Origin of the sequence: Streptomyces prunicolor NBRC 13075, from assembly GCF_000367365.1 — a bacterium.
Classification (GTDB): Bacteria; Actinomycetota; Actinomycetes; order Streptomycetales; family Streptomycetaceae; genus Streptomyces; species Streptomyces prunicolor.
This window is the reverse complement of record NZ_BARF01000002.1, coordinates 217,734-239,642: the sequence shown is the minus strand read 5'-3', so window position 1 is coordinate 239,642 and position 21,909 is coordinate 217,734. Positions and strand designations below refer to the sequence as shown.

The 21,909-nt window shown below is 67.5% G+C and carries 20 protein-coding genes; 9 read left to right on the top strand and 11 right to left on the bottom strand.

All coding sequences use genetic code 11. The annotated features are described in order from the left end of the window. Positions 1 to 2: 2 nt before the first annotated feature. The 6 genes from gyrB to dnaA all read right to left on the bottom strand — a co-directional run bounded on the left by gyrB (position 3) and on the right by dnaA (position 9,433). Positions 3 to 2,063 carry a DNA topoisomerase (ATP-hydrolyzing) subunit B gene (gyrB, locus tag SPR02S_RS01495; RefSeq protein WP_174447512.1) on the bottom strand — a complete coding sequence of 687 codons (2,061 nt, stop codon included), beginning with the start codon at positions 2,061 to 2,063 and terminating at the stop codon, positions 3 to 5. Positions 2,064 to 2,415: 352 nt separating this feature from the next. Continuing rightward, positions 2,416 to 2,964 carry a DciA family protein gene (locus SPR02S_RS01490; RefSeq protein WP_019055159.1) on the bottom strand — a complete coding sequence of 183 codons (549 nt, stop codon included), beginning with the start codon at positions 2,962 to 2,964 and terminating at the stop codon, positions 2,416 to 2,418. Beyond that, positions 2,961 to 4,082 (bottom strand): DNA replication/repair protein RecF, encoded by a 1,122-nt coding sequence (gene recF / locus SPR02S_RS01485; RefSeq protein ID WP_019055158.1) that lies wholly within the window; start codon positions 4,080 to 4,082, stop codon positions 2,961 to 2,963. Before recF ends, SPR02S_RS01490 begins: the two co-directional genes overlap by 4 nt. A gap of 87 nt (positions 4,083 to 4,169) precedes the next feature. Beyond that, the gene (gene gnd, locus SPR02S_RS01480) at positions 4,170 to 5,045 is read right to left on the bottom strand and encodes a phosphogluconate dehydrogenase (NAD(+)-dependent, decarboxylating) (RefSeq protein ID WP_019055157.1); all 876 of its coding nucleotides are present in this window, start codon (positions 5,043 to 5,045) and stop codon (positions 4,170 to 4,172) included. Between the two features lie 150 nt (positions 5,046 to 5,195). Continuing rightward, the gene (gene dnaN / locus SPR02S_RS01475) at positions 5,196 to 6,326 is read right to left on the bottom strand and encodes a DNA polymerase III subunit beta (protein ID WP_019055156.1); all 1,131 of its coding nucleotides are present in this window, start codon (positions 6,324 to 6,326) and stop codon (positions 5,196 to 5,198) included. A 1,178-nt stretch (positions 6,327 to 7,504) separates the two neighbouring features. Continuing rightward, entirely contained in the window at positions 7,505 to 9,433 is a 1,929-nt protein-coding gene (gene dnaA, locus SPR02S_RS01470) for a chromosomal replication initiator protein DnaA (RefSeq protein ID WP_078622777.1), read from the bottom strand. A gap of 398 nt (positions 9,434 to 9,831) precedes the next feature. On the opposite strand from dnaA, the gene rpmH reads away from it, so the two are divergent. From rpmH to SPR02S_RS01430, 9 genes are all read left to right on the top strand, one after another. Beyond that, positions 9,832 to 9,969, top strand: a complete 138-nt coding sequence (gene rpmH, locus SPR02S_RS01465; RefSeq protein ID WP_019055154.1) for a 50S ribosomal protein L34 — start codon at positions 9,832 to 9,834, stop codon at positions 9,967 to 9,969. Positions 9,970 to 9,990: 21 nt separating this feature from the next. Next, positions 9,991 to 10,362: a ribonuclease P protein component gene (rnpA, locus tag SPR02S_RS59760; RefSeq protein ID WP_078532680.1), complete on the top strand. Its 372-nt coding sequence runs from the start codon at positions 9,991 to 9,993 to the stop codon at positions 10,360 to 10,362. Continuing rightward, entirely contained in the window at positions 10,359 to 10,712 is a 354-nt protein-coding gene (yidD, locus tag SPR02S_RS59755; RefSeq protein ID WP_078622776.1) for a membrane protein insertion efficiency factor YidD, read from the top strand. Before rnpA ends, yidD begins: the two co-directional genes overlap by 4 nt. 3 nt (positions 10,713 to 10,715) lie before the next feature. Next, complete coding sequence (yidC, locus tag SPR02S_RS01455) at positions 10,716 to 12,014, top strand: membrane protein insertase YidC (protein ID WP_019055152.1); 1,299 nt, start codon at positions 10,716 to 10,718, stop codon at positions 12,012 to 12,014. 15 nt (positions 12,015 to 12,029) lie between these two features. After that, a complete protein-coding gene (locus SPR02S_RS01450) occupies positions 12,030 to 12,542 on the top strand; it encodes a Jag family protein (RefSeq protein WP_019055151.1) in 513 nt (170 codons plus the stop codon). A 135-nt stretch (positions 12,543 to 12,677) separates the two neighbouring features. After that, complete coding sequence (gene rsmG, locus SPR02S_RS01445; protein ID WP_019055150.1) at positions 12,678 to 13,394, top strand: 16S rRNA (guanine(527)-N(7))-methyltransferase RsmG; 717 nt, start codon at positions 12,678 to 12,680, stop codon at positions 13,392 to 13,394. A gap of 319 nt (positions 13,395 to 13,713) precedes the next feature. Then, entirely contained in the window at positions 13,714 to 14,787 is a 1,074-nt protein-coding gene (locus tag SPR02S_RS01440; RefSeq protein ID WP_078622775.1) for a ParA family protein, read from the top strand. Next, positions 14,784 to 15,875: a ParB/RepB/Spo0J family partition protein gene (locus SPR02S_RS01435; protein WP_026150111.1), complete on the top strand. Its 1,092-nt coding sequence runs from the start codon at positions 14,784 to 14,786 to the stop codon at positions 15,873 to 15,875. The genes SPR02S_RS01440 and SPR02S_RS01435 overlap by 4 nt, the downstream gene beginning before the upstream one ends. A 327-nt stretch (positions 15,876 to 16,202) precedes the next feature. Beyond that, a complete protein-coding gene (locus SPR02S_RS01430; RefSeq protein WP_019055147.1) occupies positions 16,203 to 16,820 on the top strand; it encodes a GNAT family N-acetyltransferase in 618 nt (205 codons plus the stop codon). A 69-nt stretch (positions 16,821 to 16,889) separates the two neighbouring features. Here the strand turns inward: SPR02S_RS01430 and trxA are convergent, their stop codons facing one another. From trxA to SPR02S_RS01405, 5 genes are all read right to left on the bottom strand, one after another. Then, entirely contained in the window at positions 16,890 to 17,225 is a 336-nt protein-coding gene (trxA, locus tag SPR02S_RS01425; RefSeq protein WP_019055146.1) for a thioredoxin, read from the bottom strand. Between the two features lie 42 nt (positions 17,226 to 17,267). Further along, entirely contained in the window at positions 17,268 to 18,236 is a 969-nt protein-coding gene (gene trxB, locus SPR02S_RS01420) for a thioredoxin-disulfide reductase (RefSeq protein ID WP_019055145.1), read from the bottom strand. Between the two features lie 171 nt (positions 18,237 to 18,407). Continuing rightward, positions 18,408 to 19,388, bottom strand: coding sequence for an RsmA family anti-sigma factor (locus SPR02S_RS01415; protein ID WP_019055144.1), 981 nt, complete (start codon positions 19,386 to 19,388; stop codon positions 18,408 to 18,410). Continuing rightward, the gene (gene sigM, locus SPR02S_RS01410; protein WP_019055143.1) at positions 19,385 to 20,110 is read right to left on the bottom strand and encodes an RNA polymerase sigma factor SigM; all 726 of its coding nucleotides are present in this window, start codon (positions 20,108 to 20,110) and stop codon (positions 19,385 to 19,387) included. Before sigM ends, SPR02S_RS01415 begins: the two co-directional genes overlap by 4 nt. A 27-nt stretch (positions 20,111 to 20,137) precedes the next feature. After that, positions 20,138 to 21,850: a protein kinase family protein gene (locus SPR02S_RS01405; protein WP_019055142.1), complete on the bottom strand. Its 1,713-nt coding sequence runs from the start codon at positions 21,848 to 21,850 to the stop codon at positions 20,138 to 20,140. Between the last annotated feature and the right edge of the window lie 59 nt (positions 21,851 to 21,909).

The window sequence follows — 21,909 nt, the reverse complement described above, 5'->3', positions numbered from 1 at the left end:
ACTCAGATGTCGAGGAAGCGGACGTCCTTGGCGTTGCGCTGGATGAACTGGCGGCGTGCCTCGACGTCCTCGCCCATGAGGACCGAGAACAGGTCGTCGGCCTGCGCGGCGTCGTCCAGGGTGACCTGGCCGAGGACGCGGTGCTCCTGGTCCATCGTGGTGATGCGCAGCTCCTCGGCGTTCATCTCGCCGAGACCCTTGAAGCGCTGGATCGAGTCTTCCTTGATGCGCTTGCCGCTCTGCCGGCCCAGCTCGATCAGGGCGTCGCGCTCGCGGTCCGAGTACGCGTACTCGAAGTCGTCACGGCCCCACTTGATCTTGTAGAGCGGGGGACGCGACAGGAACACGTGCCCGGCCTCGACCAGCGGCCGCATGAAGCGGAACAGGAAGGTCAGCAGCAGGGTGCTGATGTGCTGACCGTCGACGTCGGCGTCCGCCATCAGAATGATCTTGTGATAGCGCAGCCTGGCGATGTCGAAGTCCTCGTGGACTCCGGTGCCGAAGGCGGAGATCAGTGCCTGGATCTCCTGGTTCTGCAGGATCTTGTCGATCCTGGCCTTCTCGACGTTGAGGATCTTTCCTCGGATCGGGAGGATCGCCTGGTACTGCGGGTTCCGGCCGGACTTGGCCGAGCCGCCGGCGGAGTCACCCTCGACGATGAAGATCTCGCACTTGGTGGGGTCGTTCGACTGGCAGTCGGACAGCTTGCCCGGCAGGGACGCGGTCTCCAGGAGCCCCTTGCGACGGGTGAGGTCGCGGGCCTTGCGGGCCGCCACGCGCGCGGTGGCCGCCTGGATGCCCTTGCGGATGATGTCCGAGGCCTCGTTCGGGTTGCGGTCCAGCCAGTCGTTGAGGTGCTCGTAGACCGCCTTCTGTACGAAGGTCTTCGCTTCGGTGTTGCCGAGCTTGGTCTTGGTCTGGCCCTCGAACTGCGGCTCGGCCAGCTTCACCGAGATGATCGCGGTCAGACCCTCGCGGATGTCGTCGCCCGTGAGGTTGTCGTCCTTCTCGCGGAGCAGCTTCTTGTCGCGCGCGTACTTGTTGATCAGTGACGTCAGCGCGGCCCGGAAGCCCTCTTCGTGCGTACCACCCTCATGCGTGTGGATGATGTTGGCGAAGGAGTACACACCCTCGCTGTAACCGCTGTTCCACTGCATCGCGACCTCGAGGGACAGGCTCTTGTCCTTGTCCTCCGCCTCCAGGTCGATGACGGTCGGGTGCACCACGTCTCCCTTGCGGGAGTTGAGGTACGTCACGTAATCGACGATGCCGCCCTCGTAGTGGTACGTGACGGTCTTGACTTCGTCCTTCTCGTCCGCACCCGCCTCGTCGGCACCGGCCGTGGCCTTCGCCAACTCGCGCTCGTCAGTGAGTTTGATGGTCAAACCCTTGTTGAGGAACGCCATCTCCTGGAAGCGCCGCGAGAGCGTCTCGAAGGAGTACTCGGTGGTCTCGAAGACGTCCGGGTCGGCCCAGAAGGTGACCGACGTACCGGTCTCGTCCGTGGCCTCGTGCTGCGCGAGCGGGGCGGTCGGAACGCCCAGCTTGTAGTCCTGCGTCCAGCGGTAGCCGTCGGTCCTGACCTCGACCGTGACCTTGCTGGACAGCGCGTTGACCACGGACACGCCCACGCCGTGCAGACCGCCGGAGACCGCGTAACCGCCGCCCCCGAACTTGCCGCCCGCGTGCAGCACCGTCAGCACGACCTCGACGGCCGGCTTGCCCTCGGACGGGACGATGCCCACCGGGATGCCGCGGCCGTTGTCGATGACGCGCACGCCACCGTCGTGAAGGATCGTGACGTCGATCGTGTCCGCGTGGCCGGCCAGCGCCTCGTCGACGGAGTTGTCGACGACTTCCTGCACGAGGTGGTGCAGGCCGCGCTCGCCGGTCGAGCCGATGTACATACCGGGTCGCTTGCGGACCGCGTCCAGACCCTCGAGGACGGTGATGGCGCTGGCGTCGTACGAGGCGGTGACCTCGCCGTTCGAGGTGTGAGCCCCGCCGTTGGCGCCGGCGTCGGTGGACGGGATGTTCTCGTTGGGGTTGCCGGAATCGGCCACGAAGCGCCCTTTCTGGCACAGCACAAGCCAGGCTCAGGCTGGTGGCCGGAGCGGCTGCGGCGTGTTGCGTTGGTAAGCCTTAGTCAGCGTTGCTCGGTGTCTGTCCCACAAGTGGGGCGGGATTGCTTCCAGTCTACCGGTAGCGCCGACATGGATGGGGGTTTGCCGGTACCTGAGTCCTCATGTGCCGCCCTCAACCGGTCTCTCCCGACTCCCCATATGCGGAACGGGGCTCAAAGAGGCTCACGGAGGCACTCAGCGCTTCCGGGTGTCAACCCTTTGCTACTCAAGGGTCAGGTCGGTATTCGCAACCGCGTCCGTTCACCCGCCGGAGCCCGCACTGTGATGTCAGTCACCCATAGGTGTCGCCGGGACCCGTGCTGCCGGGAGCGCGCAGGGGACCGTAGCGACGGGGCGGGCCACCGGGGCCGTTCACCTTGAGGAGCTTCACCGTGCCGTGCCCCAGGTCCTCGTTCAGCCGGGCCACCAATTGGGGGGCGAGGAGGCGCAGATTGGTCGCCCAGGCCGTCGAATCGCAGCGCACGATCAGGACCCGCTCGTCCTCGTCGTACTTCTCCGGGACGCAGTGATTGGCCAGATCCTCGCCGACGATCTGCGGCCAGCGGCCCATCACTCCGCCCACCGCGGCCGGCGTCTCCCAGCCGCGCTCGTTCAGCAGCCGGTTGATCGCAGCACCGAGGGCCATCGGGTCGCGGCCGTCGGCGCGCGCGCCGGAGCGCAGGCCGCCGCGCCGCGCCTGCTTCTTCTGCTGCGCCGCGTCCCCACGCGCGCGTGCCTGTTCCTTCGCCGCGCGCAACGCCACGCGCGCGAGGTCGACGCCGGAGGGCTCGGCGGCCTTCTTGGGCGCGGGTTCCCCGGCCGGGGGCTGATCGGTCGTCATACGCGCTCCACCGCCCCCTCCGCGACGCTGTACCGCGTCCCCGCCAGCACGTGCGGCACATCGTCGTCGACCGCGGCCGTCACCAGCACCTGCTCACCGGGCGCCACCAGCTCGGCCAGCCGCTCCCGACGCCGCGTGTCCAGCTCCGCGAACACGTCGTCGAGCACGAGCACCGGCTCATTGCCCTCACCCCGGAGCAGGTCGTACGACGCGAGCCGCAACGCCAGCGCGTACGACCAGGACTCCCCGTGCGAGGCGTACCCTTTGGCGGGCAACTGACCGAGTTTGAGAACCAAATCGTCCCGATGCGGTCCTACGAGGGTGACGCCCCGCTCGATCTCCTGCTTGCGCGCCTCCGCGATCGCCGCCATCAACTGCTCGTAGAGGTCTTCACGCGTGTGTTCCTCACCGGGCGCCGACGGCTTGTACTCCAGGGCCACCGGGCCGCCCCCGGGGGCGAGTTGCTCGTACGCCTTGTCGGCGAGGGGCTGGACCGCGGCGATCAGATCGAGCCGCTGGGCGAGCAACTCGGCCCCCACGCGCGCGAGATGCTGATCCCACACGTCGAGCGTCGACAGGTCCATCGACCGCCCGCCGTGCCGCCGTGCCAACGCGGCCGACTTCAGCAGGGTGTTGCGCTGCTTCAGCACCCGCTCGTAGTCCGAACGGACCCCGGCCATACGCGGGGACCGCGCGGTGATCAGCTCGTCCAGAAAACGCCGCCGCTCCCCGGGATCCCCCTTCACCAGGGCGAGATCCTCGGGCGCGAACAGCACGGTCCGTACGATGCCCAGCACGTCACGGGGCCTGACCTGCGAGGACCGGTTGATGCGGGCGCGGTTGGCGCGGCCGGGGTTCAGCTCCAGCTCGACCAGCTGCTGCCGCTCGCCCTGCTTGACCTGGGCCCGGATGATCGCGCGTTCGGCGCCCATACGGACCAGCGGGGCGTCGGAGGAGACGCGGTGACTGCTCAGGGTGGCGAGATAGCCGATGGCCTCTACGAGGTTGGTCTTGCCCTGCCCGTTGGGCCCGACGAACGCGGTGACGCCGGGGTCGAGCGGGACGTCGACCCCGGCGTACGAGCGGAAGTCGGCCAGCGACAGATGCGTGACGTGCATGGTCGTTCGCCGACCTCCCCCAGGTTGTGGATCCACCGGTCGCGGCCGGTGGATCTGCGGAGCTGTGGATTACCTCGTCGTTGTGGACTACTTCGTCTCGACCGCGTGGCCGCCGAACTGGTTGCGCAGCGCCGCGATCATCTTCATCTGCGGCGAGTCCTCCTGACGCGACGCGAACCGCGCGAAGAGGGAGGCCGTGATCGCGGGCAGCGGCACGGCGTTGTCGATGGCCGCTTCTACGGTCCAGCGGCCCTCGCCGGAGTCCTCGGCGTAGCCCTTGAGCTTGTCGAGGTGCTCGTCGCCGTCCAGGGCGTTGACCGCCAGGTCGAGCAGCCAGGAACGGATGACCGTGCCCTCCTGCCAGGAGCGGAAGACCTCGCGGACGTCCGTCACCGAGTCGACCTTCTCCAGCAGCTCCCAGCCCTCGGCATAGGCCTGCATCATCGCGTACTCGATGCCGTTGTGGACCATCTTCGAGAAGTGGCCCGCGCCGACCTTGCCGGCGTGCACGAAGCCGAAGTCACCCTCGGGCTTGAGGGCGTCGAAGACGGGCTGGACCTTCGCGATGTTCTCGGCGTCGCCGCCGACCATCAGGGCGTAGCCGTTCTGGAGGCCCCAGACGCCGCCTGAGACGCCCGCGTCGACGAAGCCGATGCCCTTGGCCCCGAGCTCCTCGGCGTGCTTCTCGTCGTCCGTCCAGCGGGAGTTGCCGCCGTCCACGACGACGTCGCCGGGCTCCAGGAGTCCGGCCAGCTCGTCGACGGTCGCCTGGGTCGGGGCACCGGCCGGGACCATCACCCACACGACGCGCGGGCCCTTGAGCTTGCCCACAAGCTCGCCCAGGCTGTGGACATCGGCGAGGTCCGGGTTGCGGTCGTATCCGATGACGGTGTGGCCTGCGCGGCGGATGCGCTCGCGCATGTTGCCGCCCATCTTGCCGAGGCCGACGAGACCGAGCTCCATCAGTTGTTCCTTAGGGTGCGACGTGGCATGAAGGCACTTGCGTACCTGTGTCCGAGCCTAAACCCGGACGGTCATGCACACCTGTGGGCATACGCGCTCAGAAGTACCGAGCGGTATGCCCCGACCTGCGGTGTTCTCGTCGGGTACGGATCAGCCGCTGAGGCGAACCGGCATGATCAGGTACTTGTAGGCCTCGTCCGCCTCGGCGTCCAGGGCGGGCTTGCCACTGAGCAGCGCGGGCTTGGTGGAGGTCGTGAAGGACAGCTGGGCCACCGGGGAGTCGATCGCGCTCAGGCCGTCCAGCAGGAACGTCGGGTTGAAGGCGATCGACACGTCGTCGCCCTCAAGGTTCGCGTCGACGCGCTCCACAGCCTGTGCGTCGTCGCTGGAACCGGCCTCCAGGATCAGCACGCCCTGCTCGAAGCTCAGCCGCACCGGGGTGTTGCGCTCGGCGACCAGGGCGACGCGCTTGACGGCCTCAACGAAGGGGGCGGTCTCGATCACCGCGATGGTGTTGAACTCCGTCGGGAACAGCGAGCGGTACTTCGGGAGGTCGCCCTCCAGGAGGCGGGTCGTCGTACGACGCCCGGCGCCCTCGAAGCCGATGAGGCCCTCTCCCGCGCCCGAGCCGGACAGCGCCAGGATGACGCTGTCGCCGCTCGTGAGGGCCTTGGCGGTGTCCAGGAGCGTCTTGGCGGGCACCAGGGCGACCGCGGACGCCTCCGGGTCCTCCGGCTTCCACAGGAACTCACGGACCGCGAAGCGGTAGCGGTCGGTGGACGCCAGCGTCACCGTGTCGCCCTCGATCTCGATGCGCACACCGGTGAGGACGGGCAGCGTGTCGTCACGGCCGGCGGCGATGGCCACCTGGGCGGCCGCCGAGGCGAACACCTCACCAGGGACGGTGCCGGTCGCGCCCGGCATCTGCGGCAGCGCCGGGTACTCCTCCACAGGCAGTGTGTGCAGCGTGAAGCGGGAGGAGCCGCAGACCACCGTCGCCCGTACACCGTCTGTGGAAATCTCCACCGGCCGGTTGGGGAGGGCGCGGCAGATGTCGGCGAGCAGTCGGCCGGAGACGAGGACCGTGCCCTCCTCCTCGACCTCCGCGTCGACCGACACGCGCGCGGAGACCTCGTAGTCGAAGCTGGACAGGCTCAGCTGCCCCTCCTCGGACTTCAGCAGGAGGCCGGCGAGGACCGGCGCCGGCGGACGGGCCGGGAGGCTGCGTGCCGCCCAGGCCACTGCCTCCGCGAGTACGTCGCGTTCCACCCGGATCTTCACTGTTGCCGCCTCCTGCTGTTGCCGGCGCTTCTCGGCCTGCCTGGCTTCGTCGTCTGTCTCGGTGTCGTCGGTCCCTGTGAGGGGAAGGACACGGGGAACAGTCTGACGCACGGCACTGACAGTAGGTGCCTATCGGGGTCAAGTCGTGACGAGGGGCTGTCGGGCGACGAAGCGCGAGTTGTGCACAGGCCCCGCTTCGAAACGGTTTCCCAGCTCTCTCTAGTTGCTAGTAGTAGTAGGGGCTGTGGATACCGTGGATAACCGCGTTTTCGCAGCTCAGGGCGGGAATTTTGTCCACCGACCCTGTGGGTGACGGCGGTGGACAACCTCGGGTTTCTGTGGAGAACGGAAAGTTCTGCACACCCCATGCACAGCCGAGGGCCACTTCTCCCCAGCGCCGTCCCCAGCTTTACCCGCCTTTCCCACAGCCCAACCCGGCACCTTCGTGTGACGCCTTTCACTCGACACGGTGAGGTGGCGCGTTGGGTTGCCGAACAGTGGACAGCGGTGTGGAGAAGCTGGAGATCGCTGGGGACAACCGGCTCCAGCCTGTGGGTTGTCGGTGGACAACTTGATCCACAGGCTGGGGATCAAGGATCCGTCCACAGCCTGTGGATATCTTTTGTCCACGAATCCACAAGCACCTGACCTGGTCTGATCGTCCCGCACTCGCGGCGCCTGTGGACACGATCTGGACAACTTCTCAGTCCCCAGGGTGTGGACGGAAGAAAGTCGCCGAATCTGTGGAGGACGGCCGTAACCCGGCGGGTATTCGAACAGCGGGTGGTCGGTCCGTGGGTTTGAAACGAGGGCGAGCGGCTGCCGGATCGGCTCACGGCGGGCTCCGGACGGGCTCCGGACGGGCTGAGGATCGGCCGCGGACCGCTTCAGAGTGGCTTCCGGGACGCTTCAGAGTGGCTCCGGAATGGCTCCGAGGCAGGTCCGGAACCGGCCGCGGATCGTCTCCGGACGCCTCTGACACCTCCGCACGCCTCCGGGATGCTCTCTTTCGCCGCCTCTCCGACGCGCCCTCTCCCTCCTCTCCCTGCGCCCGCCGAAGCACCTCCCGGCGTCTCCGAGCGCCGTACCGACCGCCTCCCGGCAAGCCGAAGGGCGCCCCGGGAAGATCCCGGGGCGCCCTTCGGTGTCGTAGCTCTGGTGTCGTAACTCCGCGGCTGTCAGCCGTTCTTGATGCGGTTGGTCAGTTCGGTGACCTGGTTGTAGATCGAGCGGCGTTCGGCCATCAGCGCGCGGATCTTGCGGTCGGCGTGCATGACCGTGGTGTGGTCGCGGCCGCCGAACTGCGCGCCGATCTTCGGCAGGGAGAGATCGGTCAGCTCGCGGCACACGTACATGGCGATCTGCCGGGCCGTGACCAGCTGGCGGCCGCGCGAACTGCCGCACAGGTCCTCGACCGTGATGCCGAAGTAGTCGGCGGTCGCTCCCATGATCGCCGTCGCGGTGATCTCCGGTGTGGAGTCCTCGCCGCCCGGGATCAGGTCCTTGAGGACGATCTCGGTGAGACCGAGGTCGACCGGTTGCCGGTTGAGCGACGCGAACGCCGTCACCCGGATCAGCGCCCCCTCCAGCTCGCGGATGTTGCGCGAGATGCGGGAGGCGATGAACTCCAGGACCTCGGGCGGGGCGTTGAGCTGCTCCTGCACCGCCTTCTTACGAAGGATGGCGATACGGGTCTCCAGCTCGGGCGGCTGGACATCGGTGATCAGCCCCCACTCGAAACGGTTCCGCAGCCGGTCCTCCAGCGTGACCAGCTGCTTGGGCGGCCGGTCGCTGGAGAGCACGATCTGCTTGTTCGCGTTGTGGAGCGTGTTGAACGTGTGGAAGAACTCCTCCTGCGTCGACTCCTTGTCCGCGAGGAACTGGATGTCGTCGACAAGAAGGATGTCCATCTCGCGGTACCGCTTGCGGAAGCTGTCGCCCTTGCCGTCGCGGATCGAGTTGATGAACTCGTTGGTGAACTCCTCGGAGCTGACGTACCGCACGCGCGTGCCGGGGTACAGGCTCCGCGCGTAGTGCCCGATCGCGTGCAGCAGGTGCGTCTTGCCGAGCCCCGACTCCCCATAGATGAACAGGGGGTTGTACGCCTTCGCGGGCGCCTCGGCGACGGCGACCGCGGCCGCGTGCGCGAACCGGTTCGAGGCGCCGATGACAAAGGTGTCGAAGAGGTACTTCGGGTTCAGACGCGCGGTCGGCTCACCCGGGCCCGCGGCCGGCGCGGGCTTCGAGCCCAGCGGCCCCGGACCGCTGCGGTGCACATGCCCGGAGTTGGACGGCGAGTGCGAGTCGGACAGGTCGCGTCGCGCGTCGCGCTGGTTGTAGTGCTCGCGGGACTTCTCGTACTCGGCCCGCGACTGTTCGTACTCGGCGCGCTGCTGCTCGTAGGACGGACGCTCCATCGACTGTGGGCGGTAGTCCTGCGTCGGCGGCGCGTACTGGTCCTGCTGCGACTGGTACGAGTCCTGCGGCGGACCGTACTTGTCCTTCGCCGGTGCCCCGTACTGGTCCTGGGACGGCGGTCCGTACTGGTCCTGCGGAGGCGACGCGTACGGGTCCCGGTCCGGGAAGCCGAGCCGCTGCTGCTGCCAGCCGTAGTCGTCCTGCGCCGGCCGCGGCCAGGCGCCAGGCTCGGGGCGCTGGTACTCCGACGGGTAGGCGGGCCGGGCGGTGGGCAGCTGGTCGCCGGGGCCGCCCGCGAGCGGCTCTGCGCGATGACGGCCGTAGCCGCCCTCGTAGGGGTCCCGGCTCTGCTCGGGTTCCTCGTAGCGCCGCTGTGGCTGGGCGGGGGGTGCCGGCGGGCCGGGGGGCTCGCCCGCGGAGTCGTCGACGGTGATCGCGATGCGGATCGGCCGACCGCACTCGCGGCTCAGCGTCTCGCTGACGATCGGGGCGAGGCGGCCTTCGAGCACGCCTTTCGCAAATTCGTTCGGTACGGCGAGCAAGGCGGTGTCGGCGACGAGTGCCAGGGGTTGGCAGCGCCGGATCCAGTGCTCGTCCTTGGTCTCGACACCCTGCCCACGCCCCTCACCGAGAAGTTGCTCCAGCACTCGTGGCCACACTGCGGCAAGATCGGCAGGTACGTCAGCCACAGGGCACGCTCTCTCACGGGTCCCACGAACGTGTGGTTCGCGGACGGGACGGGATGTACATCGGGTGGGGCGCTCGGGAAAAAGGTGTGGGGCGGGGGACAAAGGAACGAATCGGAGTCCAGCCACGGTAGTCAGGGCGACGGGTGCGGTTCAAGTTGTTGTCCCCAGCCTGTGGATAGTGTCTCCTCGTGACCGCTGGTTTGACCGGATGGCGTAGCCCCGCGTACCGTGACCAGGTCGAGTTGTCGATGGCTGCTGCCGCCTGCCTCCGATGGGCACAGATCGCTTCTAGGTGATCGGGAAGCGGTGCACTCGGGCGTAACTGCGAGCTACTCGTGGGCGCACGGTGACAGCCAGGACGGCACCCGCCACCACCGATTTATTTCTGGAGCCCCCTCGTGAGCAAGCGCACCTTCCAGCCGAACAACCGTCGTCGTGCCAAGACCCACGGCTTCCGCCTGCGGATGCGTACCCGTGCCGGTCGCGCGATTCTCGCGAACCGTCGTGGCAAGGGTCGCACCAGCCTGTCCGCCTGATCCCGATCAGGTCATGACGTCGTGCTGCCTACCGAGCATCGGCTGAGGCGGCGCGAAGACTTCGCGACCGCGGTACGACGGGGTCGCCGGGCCGGCCGCCCGCTTCTCGTCGTCCACTTTCGTAGCGGTGCCACGGACCCGCACGCGCCAGGGGAGAGCGCTCCCCCGACGCGTGCGGGTTTCGTCGTCAGCAAAGCGGTGGGCGGCGCCGTGGTGCGCAACAAGGTGAAGCGCAGACTCCGTCATCTGATGCGCGAGCGAGTCGCCCTGTTTCCCCCCGGTAGCCTGGTAGTCGTACGAGCGCTGCCCGGAGCGGGCGACGCCGACCATGCACAGCTGGCCCAAGACCTGGATGCCGCCGTTCAGCGGCTGCTGGGAGGGGGCGCGCGATGAAGTACCCACTGCTGGCGCTGATCAAGCTGTACCAGTGGACGATCAGTCCATTGCTCGGCCCGGTGTGCAAGTACTACCCGTCGTGCTCCCACTACGGCTATACGGCCATAGACCGGCACGGCGCGATCAAGGGCACAGCGCTCACGGCCTGGCGCATCCTGCGCTGCAATCCGTGGTCGCTCGGCGGTGTGGACCATGTCCCACCGAGTAAGCGTCCTAGGTGGCACGAGATGTTGCGGGGCGCATGGCGCGCACGCAAGGGCGGGACCTCCGCCGCCGAAACGGCCACAGAAGGGCTGAGTCCTTCGAGCCCGGCCGCAGAGACACCGTCCCATGCCCAAGGAGCATGATTAGTGGACACGATTGCCAGTCTTTTCAGCTTCATCACGACACCCGTTTCTTGGGTCATCGTCCAGTTCCACTCGGTGTACGGGAAGGTTTTCGGTCCCGACACGGGCTGGGCCTGGGGCCTGTCCATCGTGTCCCTGGTGATCCTGATCCGCATCTGTCTGATCCCGCTCTTTGTGAAGCAGATCAAGGCGACCCGGGCCATGCAGACCCTGCAGCCCGAGATGAAGAAGATCCAGGAACGCTACAAGAACGACAAGCAGCGTCAGTCCGAAGAGATGATGAAGCTGTACAAGGAGTCGGGTACCAACCCGCTCTCCTCGTGCCTTCCCATCCTGGCGCAGTCCCCGTTCTTCTTCGCCCTGTACCACGTGCTCAACGGCATCGCGACGGGCTCGACGATCGGCGTCATCAACGACTCGCTGCTCGCCAGCGCGCGTAAGGCGCACATCTTCGGTGCCCCGCTGGCCGCGAAGTTCACGGACGGCAGCAGCAAGGTCGAGGCGCTCGGTGCCACGCTGACCGACGTCCGCGTCGTCACCGCGATCATGATCGTGATGATGTCGGCGTCGCAGTTCTACACGCAGCGCCAGCTGATGACGAAGAACGTCGACACCACGGTGAAGACACCGTTCATGCAGCAGCAGAAGATGCTGATGTACGTCTTCCCCGTCATGTTCGCCATCTTCGGCATCAACTTCCCCGTCGGTGTCCTCGTCTACTGGCTGACCACCAACGTGTGGACCATGGGCCAGCAGATGTACGTCATCCACAACAACCCGACCCCGGGTTCCAAGGCTCAGGCGTCCTACCTGGAGCGCCTCACCAAGCACGTCACGCACCACGAGAAGACGCGCAGCCGGGGTGAGAAGGCCATCGTCAAGGCGATCGTCTCCAAGGGTCGCGACCGCAACGAGTTCGAGCGCAAGTTCATCAACAGCCTCACGAAGGTGGGCCTCGTGGCCCAGCCGGACGGCACCGTGGTGAAGGGCGAGAGCACGGCTGTGGAGTCCGAGGACGGTACGCCGACCCCGGCAGCCCCCAGGCGCCAGCAGCCCAAGCGGCAGACCAAGGCCCAGCGCCAGTCCGCCGCCGCGAAGGCGGCCGACGACAGCGCCGAGCACCCGGACGACGATGCCGACGAGCCGAAGACCTCGCTGACCAAGTCGGACGAGCCCGAGGACGCCAAGCCCGCCACTGCTGCGAAGAAGCCCACCCCGAAGCCCGCGGGCGGTACTCGCAGCAAGGCCCAGTCCGGACAGCGCAAGGGTCCGCAGCGGCCCAAGTCCCCGTCCAAGAAGTAAGAAGGAGTCCATCCCGTGACGGAAGGCACCACCTCCGCCGCTGCCGAGGGTGCAGACACCCTGTCCCGCCTGGAGCAGGAGGGCGAGATCGCGGCGGACTACCTCGAGGGTCTGCTCGACATCGCCGATCTCGACGGCGACATCGACATGGATGTCGAGGCCGACCGCGCCGCTGTCTCGATCATCAGCGACAGCAGCGGCCGTGACCTCCAGAAGCTCGTCGGCCGTGACGGTGAGGTGCTGGAGGCACTTCAGGAGCTCACCCGCCTGGCCGTGCACCGGGAGACCGGCGACCGCAGCCGACTGATGCTGGACATCGCGGGCTACCGCGCCAAGAAGCGCACCGAGCTCTCCGAGCTCGGCGCCAAGGCCGCGGCCGACGTGAAGAACACCGGCGAGCCGGTGAAGCTGAACCCGATGACCCCGTTCGAGCGCAAGGTCGTGCACGACGCGGTCAAGGCGGCGGGACTGCGCAGCGAGTCGGAGGGCGAGGAGCCGCAGCGCTTCGTCGTCGTGCTTCCCGCCTGATCGGTCCCTACGTTCCACCGGCCCCGTCTGTCGATCAGACGGGGCCGAACTTTGTCAGCCTGATAGTCCTGTAGTTCTGGTGGTCCTGGTGGTCAGCGCCCAATGCGCTTTTGCGGTACGGAAGGACGGTCCCCCGTGACGGAGGCAGCGGAGCTTCCCCCCGCGCCCGAGCAGGCGCGCGAGGTGTTCGGCGATCGCTTCGAGGATGCGGTCCGATACGCCGAGCTGCTCGCCGACGCGGGTGTGCAGCGCGGCCTGATCGGCCCACGTGAGGTGCCCCGCCTGTGGGAGCGGCACCTGCTGAACTGCGCGGTCCTCTCGGAGGTCGTGCCGGACGGAGTGACGGTGTGCGACGTCGGCTCCGGCGCCGGCCTGCCGGGCATTCCCCTGGCCCTGGTTCGCGAGGACATCAAGATCACCCTCCTCGAACCGCTCCTCCGCCGTACGACCTTCCTCACCGAGGTCGTCGAACTCCTGGGCCTCGACCACGTCACCGTCGTGCGTGGGCGTGCCGAGGAGGTCATGGGCACACTGCAGCCGGTCCATGTCGTGACGGCCCGGGCGGTGGCTCCGCTGGAGCGCCTGGCCACCTGGGGCATCCCGCTGCTCCGTCCCTATGGCGAGATGCTCGCCCTGAAGGGGGACACGGCCGAGGAGGAGCTTAAGAGTGCGGGGACCGTGCTCAGCAAGCTTGGAGCCGTGGAGACGTCCATCCTGCATGTCGGCGAGGGCATCGTCGATCCGCTGTCCACGGTGGTGCGTGTCGAGGTCGGAGAGAGCCCCGGTGGGGTTCGATTCGCGGCGAAGCGGGCCAAGGCGGCTCGTACGGGCCGTACACGTCGGCGTCGTTGAGACTGTGTCAGCGCTGGGGCGGGTCGGTCCCAGCGCTTGAAGTACGTCGCTGATCCGTCCTGACGACGAGACTTACTCCACACAAGCTGTCAAACCTATGCATGCCGGAGTGTCGCGGACAGTTCGGCCTCGGCGGCTGTGCATCGTGTTTCACGTGAAACGTCGCTCACTGCTACACGGCATCATCGGTCGCACCCGCGCCGCGGCCGAACCCCGCGACCGGAAGCCTCTCGGATCACTCGGAGAGGGCACGGAGTTGTCCACAGAGGTGGAATTCTCCACAGAACAACAGGCCTCACTGGTTCACGACCCTGAAGACATGGGAGGCTCTGTTCATTGCGAGCCTGAAGTCGAGGAGAGTGAATCCTTGCGGTCCGACGCCAACATCGCGGGACCGATGACCGATCCGGTCCCCGGTCCCCGTACCGAGTCGATGGGGGAGGATGTTTCACGTGAAACACCGCCCCCTATGGACGACACTCCCATCGGTCGTGCTGCCCAACTGGCGGTGGAAGCCCTAGGTCGTGCCGGCGAGGGTCTGCCGCGTCCTGAGCAGACCCGCATCATGGTCGTCGCCAACCAGAAGGGCGGGGTGGGCAAGACGACGACGACCGTCAATCTTGCCGCTTCGCTGGCACTGCACGGTGCCCGTGTTCTGGTGGTCGACCTCGACCCACAGGGCAATGCGTCCACAGCACTGGGGATCGATCACCACGCGGAAGTTCCTTCCATCTATGACGTGTTGGTCGACAGCCGACCTCTCTCCGAGGTCGTGCAGCCGGTTCCCGATGTCGAGGGTCTCTTCTGTGCCCCCGCCACGATCGATCTCGCCGGTGCGGAGATCGAGCTGGTGTCCCTGGTGGCCCGAGAGAGCAGACTGCAGCGGGCGATTCAGGCCTACGAGCAGCCGCTGGACTACATCCTCATCGACTGTCCGCCCTCGCTCGGCCTGCTGACGGTCAACGCGTTGGTCGCCGGCGCGGAGGTTCTCATCCCGATCCAGTGCGAGTACTACGCGCTGGAAGGCCTCGGACAGTTGCTCCGCAACGTCGACCTGGTTCGGGGGCACCTCAACCCCAACCTGCATGTGTCGACCATCCTGCTCACCATGTACGACGGCCGGACGCGTCTCGCGTCCCAGGTCGCGGACGAGGTGCGCAGCCACTTCGGCGACGAGGTGCTGCGGACGAGCATTCCCCGCTCGGTCCGTATCTCCGAGGCGCCGAGCTATGGGCAGACGGTACTGACCTACGATCCCGGATCGAGCGGTGCCCTCTCCTACTTTGAGGCAGCAAGGGAAATCGCGCTGAAGGGTGTGGGCGTCAGCTACGACGCACCGCATGCGCATATCGGCGCTCAGGGCGACCAGAGCATGGTGGAGGGTATCCAGTGAGCGAGCGACGGAGGGGTTTGGGCCGTGGGCTCGGCGCACTGATCCCCGCAGCCCCGACCGGGGAGAAGACGGTGGCTCCGGCCGCCATGGGTTCCACATCCCCCTCGGCTGTTCCGGTCATCACCGGCGACCGGGGGGTGGCCGCGGCAAAGGTCACCACACTGCCGCCGGTCTCCTACGAGACAGAGGACCTGTCGGCGTACGGCACTCCGGAGACACCGGCACCTCCCATCGGTGCCTTCTTCGCCGAGCTGCCCCTCGACTCCATCACGCCGAACTCACGCCAGCCGCGTGAGGTCTTCGACGAGGACGCGCTGCAGGAACTGGTCACCTCCATCAAGGAGGTCGGCCTCCTCCAGCCCGTCGTCGTACGGCAGATCGGCCTGACGAGCTACGAGCTCATCATGGGCGAGCGGCGCTGGCGTGCCTGCCGTGAGGCCGGCCTGGAGGCGATCCCGGCGATCGTGCGGGCCACGGACGACGAGAAGCTTCTCCTGGACGCCCTCCTGGAGAACCTGCACCGCGCCCAGCTGAACCCGCTCGAAGAGGCGGCTGCCTACGACCAGTTGCTCAAGGACTTCAACTGCACGCACGACCAGCTGGCGGACCGCATCGGACGTTCGCGCCCGCAGGTCTCCAACACCCTGCGTCTGCTGAAGCTCTCGCCGTCGGTCCAGCGCCGTGTCGCCGCCGGAGTTCTCTCCGCCGGTCACGCCCGGGCACTGCTCTCCGTCGACGACTCGGAGGAGCAGGACCGGCTGGCCCACCGGATCGTGGCCGAGGGGCTCTCGGTGCGGGCCGTCGAGGAGATCGTGACCCTGATGGGTTCCCGGCCGCAGACCGCTCAGCGCTCCAAGGGACCGCGGGCCGGCGCCCTGGTCTCCCCGGCGCTGTCCGATCTCGCCACCCGTCTCTCCGATCGCTTCGAGACCCGGGTGAAGGTCGACCTGGGCCAGAAGAAGGGCAAGATCACTGTCGAGTTCGCCTCGATGGAGGACCTTGAGCGGATCCTCGGTTCGTTGGCTCCGGGCGAGGGGCCGGTCCTGCAACGGAGTCTGCTGGACGACGAATCGGAGGACGAGGCCTGAGCCGTCCTGCCGACGGCATGGGTTCTGTCCGTCCGACCAGCAGAGCGGGCCGCGTCCGGTGTGTACCGGAAGGCGGCCCGCTCTTTGCTTTCTGTCGGTATCGATGCAATCGCATCATCGATACGATGCGTTCGGGTATGGCGCATCCACCTGGCAGCACCTCTTAGGGGAGGCGGGGGCCATGCGAACGGTGAGCCGCACCGGACTGGTGAGCGCGGGTCTGGGCCTGGGCGCAGTCGGCGGGTTCGTCGGCAGTCTGCTCAGGGAACGCAGCGCTCTGACAGCCGCCCGCGGCGCTGCGGGCGAAGGAAGCGAGGATCAGCCTTCATGGGGCGTCGGCTCGTACCGCTCACGCTGGATAATCTCCCGGACATTCCCAACCGTTGTCAGTCGTGCGTCTTCTGGGAGCTGGACCCCGTCCGCGGGCAAGCCGCGGTAAAGGCGGACACGGCGTCCGTGGAGAAGGAAGCGTGGATCTCCGCCGTCCTCCTGGACTGGGGCTCCTGCGGGCGGGTCGTCTACGTCGACGACCTGCCGGTGGGCTTCGTCCTCTACGCCCCTCCCGCCTACGTCCCCCGCTCGACGGCGTTTCCCACAAGCCCCGTGTCGCCGGACGCCGTGCAGCTGATGACGTCGTTCATCATGCCGGGCTATCAGGGGCAGGGACTGGGGCGGGTCATGGTTCAGACGGTCGCCAAGGATCTGCTGCGGCGGGGCTTCAAGGCGATCGAAGCCTTCGGTGATGCCCATGCGAAAGAGGCGGCCTGCGTGCTGCCCGCCGATCATCTCCTCGCCGTGGGCTTCAAGACGGTCCGTCAGCATCCCGCCTATCCACGGTTGCGGCTGGAGCTGCGCACGACGCTCTCCTGGAAGGAAGACGTGGAGATGGCGCTCGACCGGTTGCTGGGGGCCGTACAGAAGGAACCAGCGCTTCGACCGCTCTAAAGCAAAGGGGCCGACTCCGGAGAGTCGGCCCCTTCATGTTTCACGTGAAACACGGTTTCACGTGAAACATCACTTGCTGGCGATGAACTCGTCGAGGTCGCGAAGGATCGCGGCCTTCGGCTTGGCGCCGACGATGGTCTTGGCGACCTCGCCACCCTGGTAGACGTTCAGGGTGGGGATGGACATGACGCCGTACCTGGCGGCCGTCGCCGGGTTCTCGTCGATGTTGAGCTTGACGATCTCGATCTGTTCGCCGTGCTCGGCGGCGATGGCTTCGAGGGACGGAGCGATCTGACGGCACGGGCCGCACCAGGAAGCCCAGAAGTCCACCAGGACGGGCTTGTCGCTCTTGAGGACGTCCTCGTCGAAGGAAGCGTCGGTCACATTCTTCAGAGTGCCGGCCACGGCGGGCTCCTTAACTTGATCGTGCGGTGGGGAGGATGGGGGTCAGACGGTGGTCTTCGCGGGCTCTGCCTGCTCCTTGTCCGCGAGGGCGGCAAGGAAATGCTCGGTGTCCAGAGCGGCGGAGCAGCCAGTGCCGGCGGCGGTGATCGCCTGGCGGTAGGTGTGGTCGACGACGTCACCGGCGCCGAAGACACCGGTCAGGTTGGTGCGGGTCGAGGGCGCCTCGACCTTCAGGTAGCCCTCGCCGTCCAGGTCGAGCTGACCCTTGAAGAGCTCCGTGCGGGGGTCGTGGCCGATCGCGATGAACAGGCCCGTCACCGCCAGGTCCGAGAGTTCCCCGGTCTTCAGGTTGCGCAGCTTGAGGCCGGCGAGCTTGGGGTCGCCTTCGATCTCGGCGACCTCGCTGTCCCAGACGAACTTGATCTTTGGGTCGGCGAAGGCACGCTCCTGCATCGCCTTGGAGGCCCGCAGGCTGTCGCGGCGGTGGACGATCGTCACTGACTTGGCGAAGCGGGAGAGGAAGGTCGCCTCCTCCATCGCCGTGTCACCACCACCGATGACGGCGATGTCCTGGTCCTTGAAGAAGAACCCGTCACAGGTGGCACACCAGGAGACACCCCGACCGGACAGTGCGTCCTCGTTCGGCAGGCCCAGCTTGCGGTGCTGCGAACCGGTGGTCACGATGACGGCCTTCGCCTGGTGGACGGTGCCCGAGGTGTCCGTGACGGTCTTGATCTCACCGGTCAGGTCGACGGAGACCACATCGTCCGGGATCAGTTCGGCGCCGAAGCGCTCGGCCTGGGCGCGCATGTTGTCCATGAGCTCGGGGCCCATGATGCCGTCCTGGAAGCCCGGGAAGTTCTCGACCTCGGTGGTGTTCATCAGCGCGCCACCAGCGGTGACGGCACCCTCGAACACCAGCGGCTTCAGCGACGCGCGCGCGGTGTAGAGCGCCGCCGTGTAGCCGGCGGGCCCGGAGCCGATGATGATCACGTTTCGGACGTCGCTCACGGCTTGGTTCCTCGTCTCTGGACTGCGTCAGTACGACCGGTGGGAGCCCCTCTCGGAGCCTCCACACCACCCAACGGATCCTACGGGGCCCGCATTCCCGCTGTGTCCGGGCACACGGAGACGGCACACGGTAGGGAAGTACCACGCCGGATCGAGAAGAGACGTTCGTGGTCAGGAATGCGCGAACGACTGCGTCAGAAGGACCTTGCCAGGGGTGGATGTCGGCTGGCTCACGCAGGCCGCGTCGACGACGTAGGCCATGACCCGATTGTTGTCGGAAGCGTCGGGCAGCACCACGAGATAGGCGGCGGTCCCGTTGTAGGTGCCCTTCTTGAAGCCGAGGACATCTGTGTTGCCGCGGTTCACGCCTTGCCGGATGCAGTCCGGGAGGGAGCCGGTGAGCTCCTTCAGGGTTTTAGGAGTCTTGGTGGAAGACTCCGCCCCGCCGGGGTCGACCGCGGCGTGCCAGGGCGACTCACTGCTGGTGCCCTGAATCGTGGACGACTTGGTGGGGAGGAGCGCCGAGACCTCGCTCTCCAGCTTCCCCTTGGAGAAGGTGTCCGCGGAACTCGTCGGGTGCCCTTGAGCTGTGTCGGACGACTTGTGGTCGCCCAGCGACTGGATGAACAGAGATCCGGCTCCCAGAACGGCCGCGGTGAACACCGCTCCCAGAACGATCCTCCCGCGACGACTGCCGCGATTCCGTTCCTTGCCCTCTTTACGGTCCTTGCGTCCAGGACCGGTTGCCGCGTGTGCGCGTCCTGACGGGCGGTCCGCCGTGGGCGATGTTTCACGTGAAACATGCGCCCCGGCGTTCTCACCGACCTTGCGGTCCACGTCCGACGTGACGCGGGAGGCACTCACCAACGTTGGCGCGGCCAGGGTCTCGGGGGCTGTGGCACCCAGCAGGGCCTCCGCGGCGAGAGCCGCGTCGATACGGCCCGCGATCTCGGCGGGCATGCGTGGTGGGCCGGGCATGGTGCCCAGCAGACCCCGGATCTCCTCCAGCGAGTCGTGGACGTCCGCACAGAGTTCACACTCGTCCAGATGCCGTCGTACCTCGGCTGTCCTGGACGGTGGGAGAAGGCCCTCGGTGAGGTCGGAGATCTCCGCGACGTCCGGGTGCCCGGTCGTGTCTGTCGTGGATGTCACGCTCGCCCACCTCCGCCCTTCACAGCAGCTGAATCGCTCGGCCCTGCATCCTTGGGACCTCCGTCGCGAGGTCCCGCTGCCGGTGGGACGGATGCCCCCTGCGCCCGGTTCCGTCCAGCGCCCGGTTCCTTGTCGCCACCGGTTCTTTCCGGCCGTAGATGGGTGAGTAGCGGCAGCAGCCGGGCTCTTCCGCGGGCGCAGCGACTCTTCACCGTGCCGGTCGGCACGTCGAGCATGCGCGCGGCCTCCGCGACCGGGTAGCCCTGCATGTCCACCAGGACGAGGGCGGCGCGCTGGTCGGGCGGAAGAGTGCCGAGGGCTTCAAGCAGTTGGCGGTGCAGATCGTTGCGCTCCGCGGGAGCCGAGGCCGACTCGTGCGGTTCCAGGAGCTGTTCCAGGCGCTCGGTGTCATCGACCGGGGACGTCTTCCTGGAAGCGGCCTTGCGGGCGCGGTCCAGGCAGGCGTTCACCGTGATCCGGTGCAGCCAGGTGGTGACGGCCGACTGGCCGCGGAAGGTATGGGCGGCCCGGTAGGCGGACACGAGGGCGTCCTGGACCGCGTCAGCGGCCTCCTCACGGTCTCCCAGCGTGCGCAGGGCCACGGCCCAGAGCCGGTCCCGGTGCCGCCGTACGAGCTCTCCGAAGGCGTCCGGGTCGCCTTCGACATGGCGGGCGAGCAGATCCTGATCGCTCGTCTCGTCGTATCCGGCGCCTTCCGCCATCGGACCCCCTCCCCCTCTGGTGAGACGTCAGCCCGTGAACTTCACGTCGGTAATGGCCTGCTTGTAGCCGGCATCGCTGTACTGGTCGCTGTCCGCGTGCGGCAGAGCGGTGAGCCAGACAAGAACGTACCGGCTCTTCACATGCTTGGTGACCTTCACCGTGGCACTGGTCCCGGTCGTCGTGACGGTGCCGAGCTGCGTCATGGAGTCCAGCGAGGAGGGCGACAGCGAGTTGGTCGCGTAGAGCTTCACCGTCGTGTGATCGCCGCTGTAGTAGAGCCCTATGGTCGCCGCGGAGACGTCCTGGACCGAACCGAGGTCGTAGACGATGCCCACGCCCGGCTTGTACGGCGCGAGCACCGGGCCCCCTATGAAGCTGGAGGTCCGCCAGTACGTTGACTTGTCGCCGTCGTATGTCTTGTCGACGTCGTTCGGATGCTGCGGGTCGCCCTTTGCCACGAACTCCTTGGCGCCCTGGATCGCGAGCGTCTTGACCGGCTTGGTCTTGTCGCCGGTCTTGTCGTTCCCGTCCGTCGTCTGCGTCTGCTTCGTGTCCTCGGACTTGTTGCCCTGGTCCATGAGCGCGTCCGCGAGCTGCCAGCTGCCCAGGCCCAGCGCGGCGATCAGCAGCGCGGACACGGCCCACTTGAGGGCCTTGCCGGTGCGGCTCTGCAGCGGGGGCGGCGGGGTCGGCAGAACCTGGGTGGCACCGGGCGGCGACGGGCGGCCGTATGTGCCCTGTTGGTACGTCGTGCGCTGGTACTCGGGCGGCGCGGTGTAGGCGGGCTCCGGCGGGCGGATGCGGGGCATCTCGCCGATCGCCTTCACCAGCTCCTCCGGCGTGGTGCACGCCGACTCGTGCCGGGAGGCCGTGGCACCGTCGTTGGCGAGCGCGCGCATGGCGAGCTCCGACAGACCTCGGTGGACACCGGCGCGTACCTGGTCGGGGGCGATGAGACCGACGCCCTTGGGCAGCCCGGACAGGCCGTAGGCATCGCTCTCGTACGGCCAGCGCTGGGTGAGCGCCGCGTACAGCAGGGCGCCGATCGCCTCCGTGTCCGTGCGCTGCGGTGTGTCCGAACTGATGCCGCGCAGCGCCGCGTTGACGGCCAGACCACGGATGCGCCATTGGCCGGACGAGGTACGCAGCACGGCGTTCGGGTTCAGCCGCAGATGGGCGAGGCCCTCGCGGTGCGCGGCGGCCATGGCCGAGGCGATCTGACTGACCATCTGGTAGGCGTCGTGCACCTCCAGCGGTCCTGGGGCCAGAAGCGCCGTCAGTTCCGTGGCGTCGGGCAGCCATTCGTGGACGACGTAGACGAGGTCGTTCTCCTCCACGGCGTCCAGGACCTGGACGAAGCGGGGATCGCCCAGCAACGCCGAGGAACGGGCCGCGGCCAGCACGGAGCGGGCCCTCGAATGATCCGCGGGCAGGATATGGACGCCGACGGCACGGCGGAGTTTCTCGTCCACCGCGCGCCAACTGCTGAAGCCGTCCAGACGGGTGACGCACTCTTCGAGTCGATAGCGTCTGGCGAGCTTGTGACCGCTGTGCAGTTCGGGAGGCGAGGCCTTCTCGGTTTCCTCGATCCCGCCGCTCCCCTGTGCCTTGTCGCTCTCCGTGTCCCGCTCCGGGTTCTGGGCCACCCCGTCGGCCGTGGACTGGTCCGCCTTGGCGGTCAGCGGCTCGTCGCCGCTGTTGTCTGCCACGTCGACGGCAGCCGTGCTCCGTTCCGCCACCGTCGCTCCTGCCTCCCCATCCGTTGCACGCTGTTCGACGCCGAAACCAATTGTGCCCA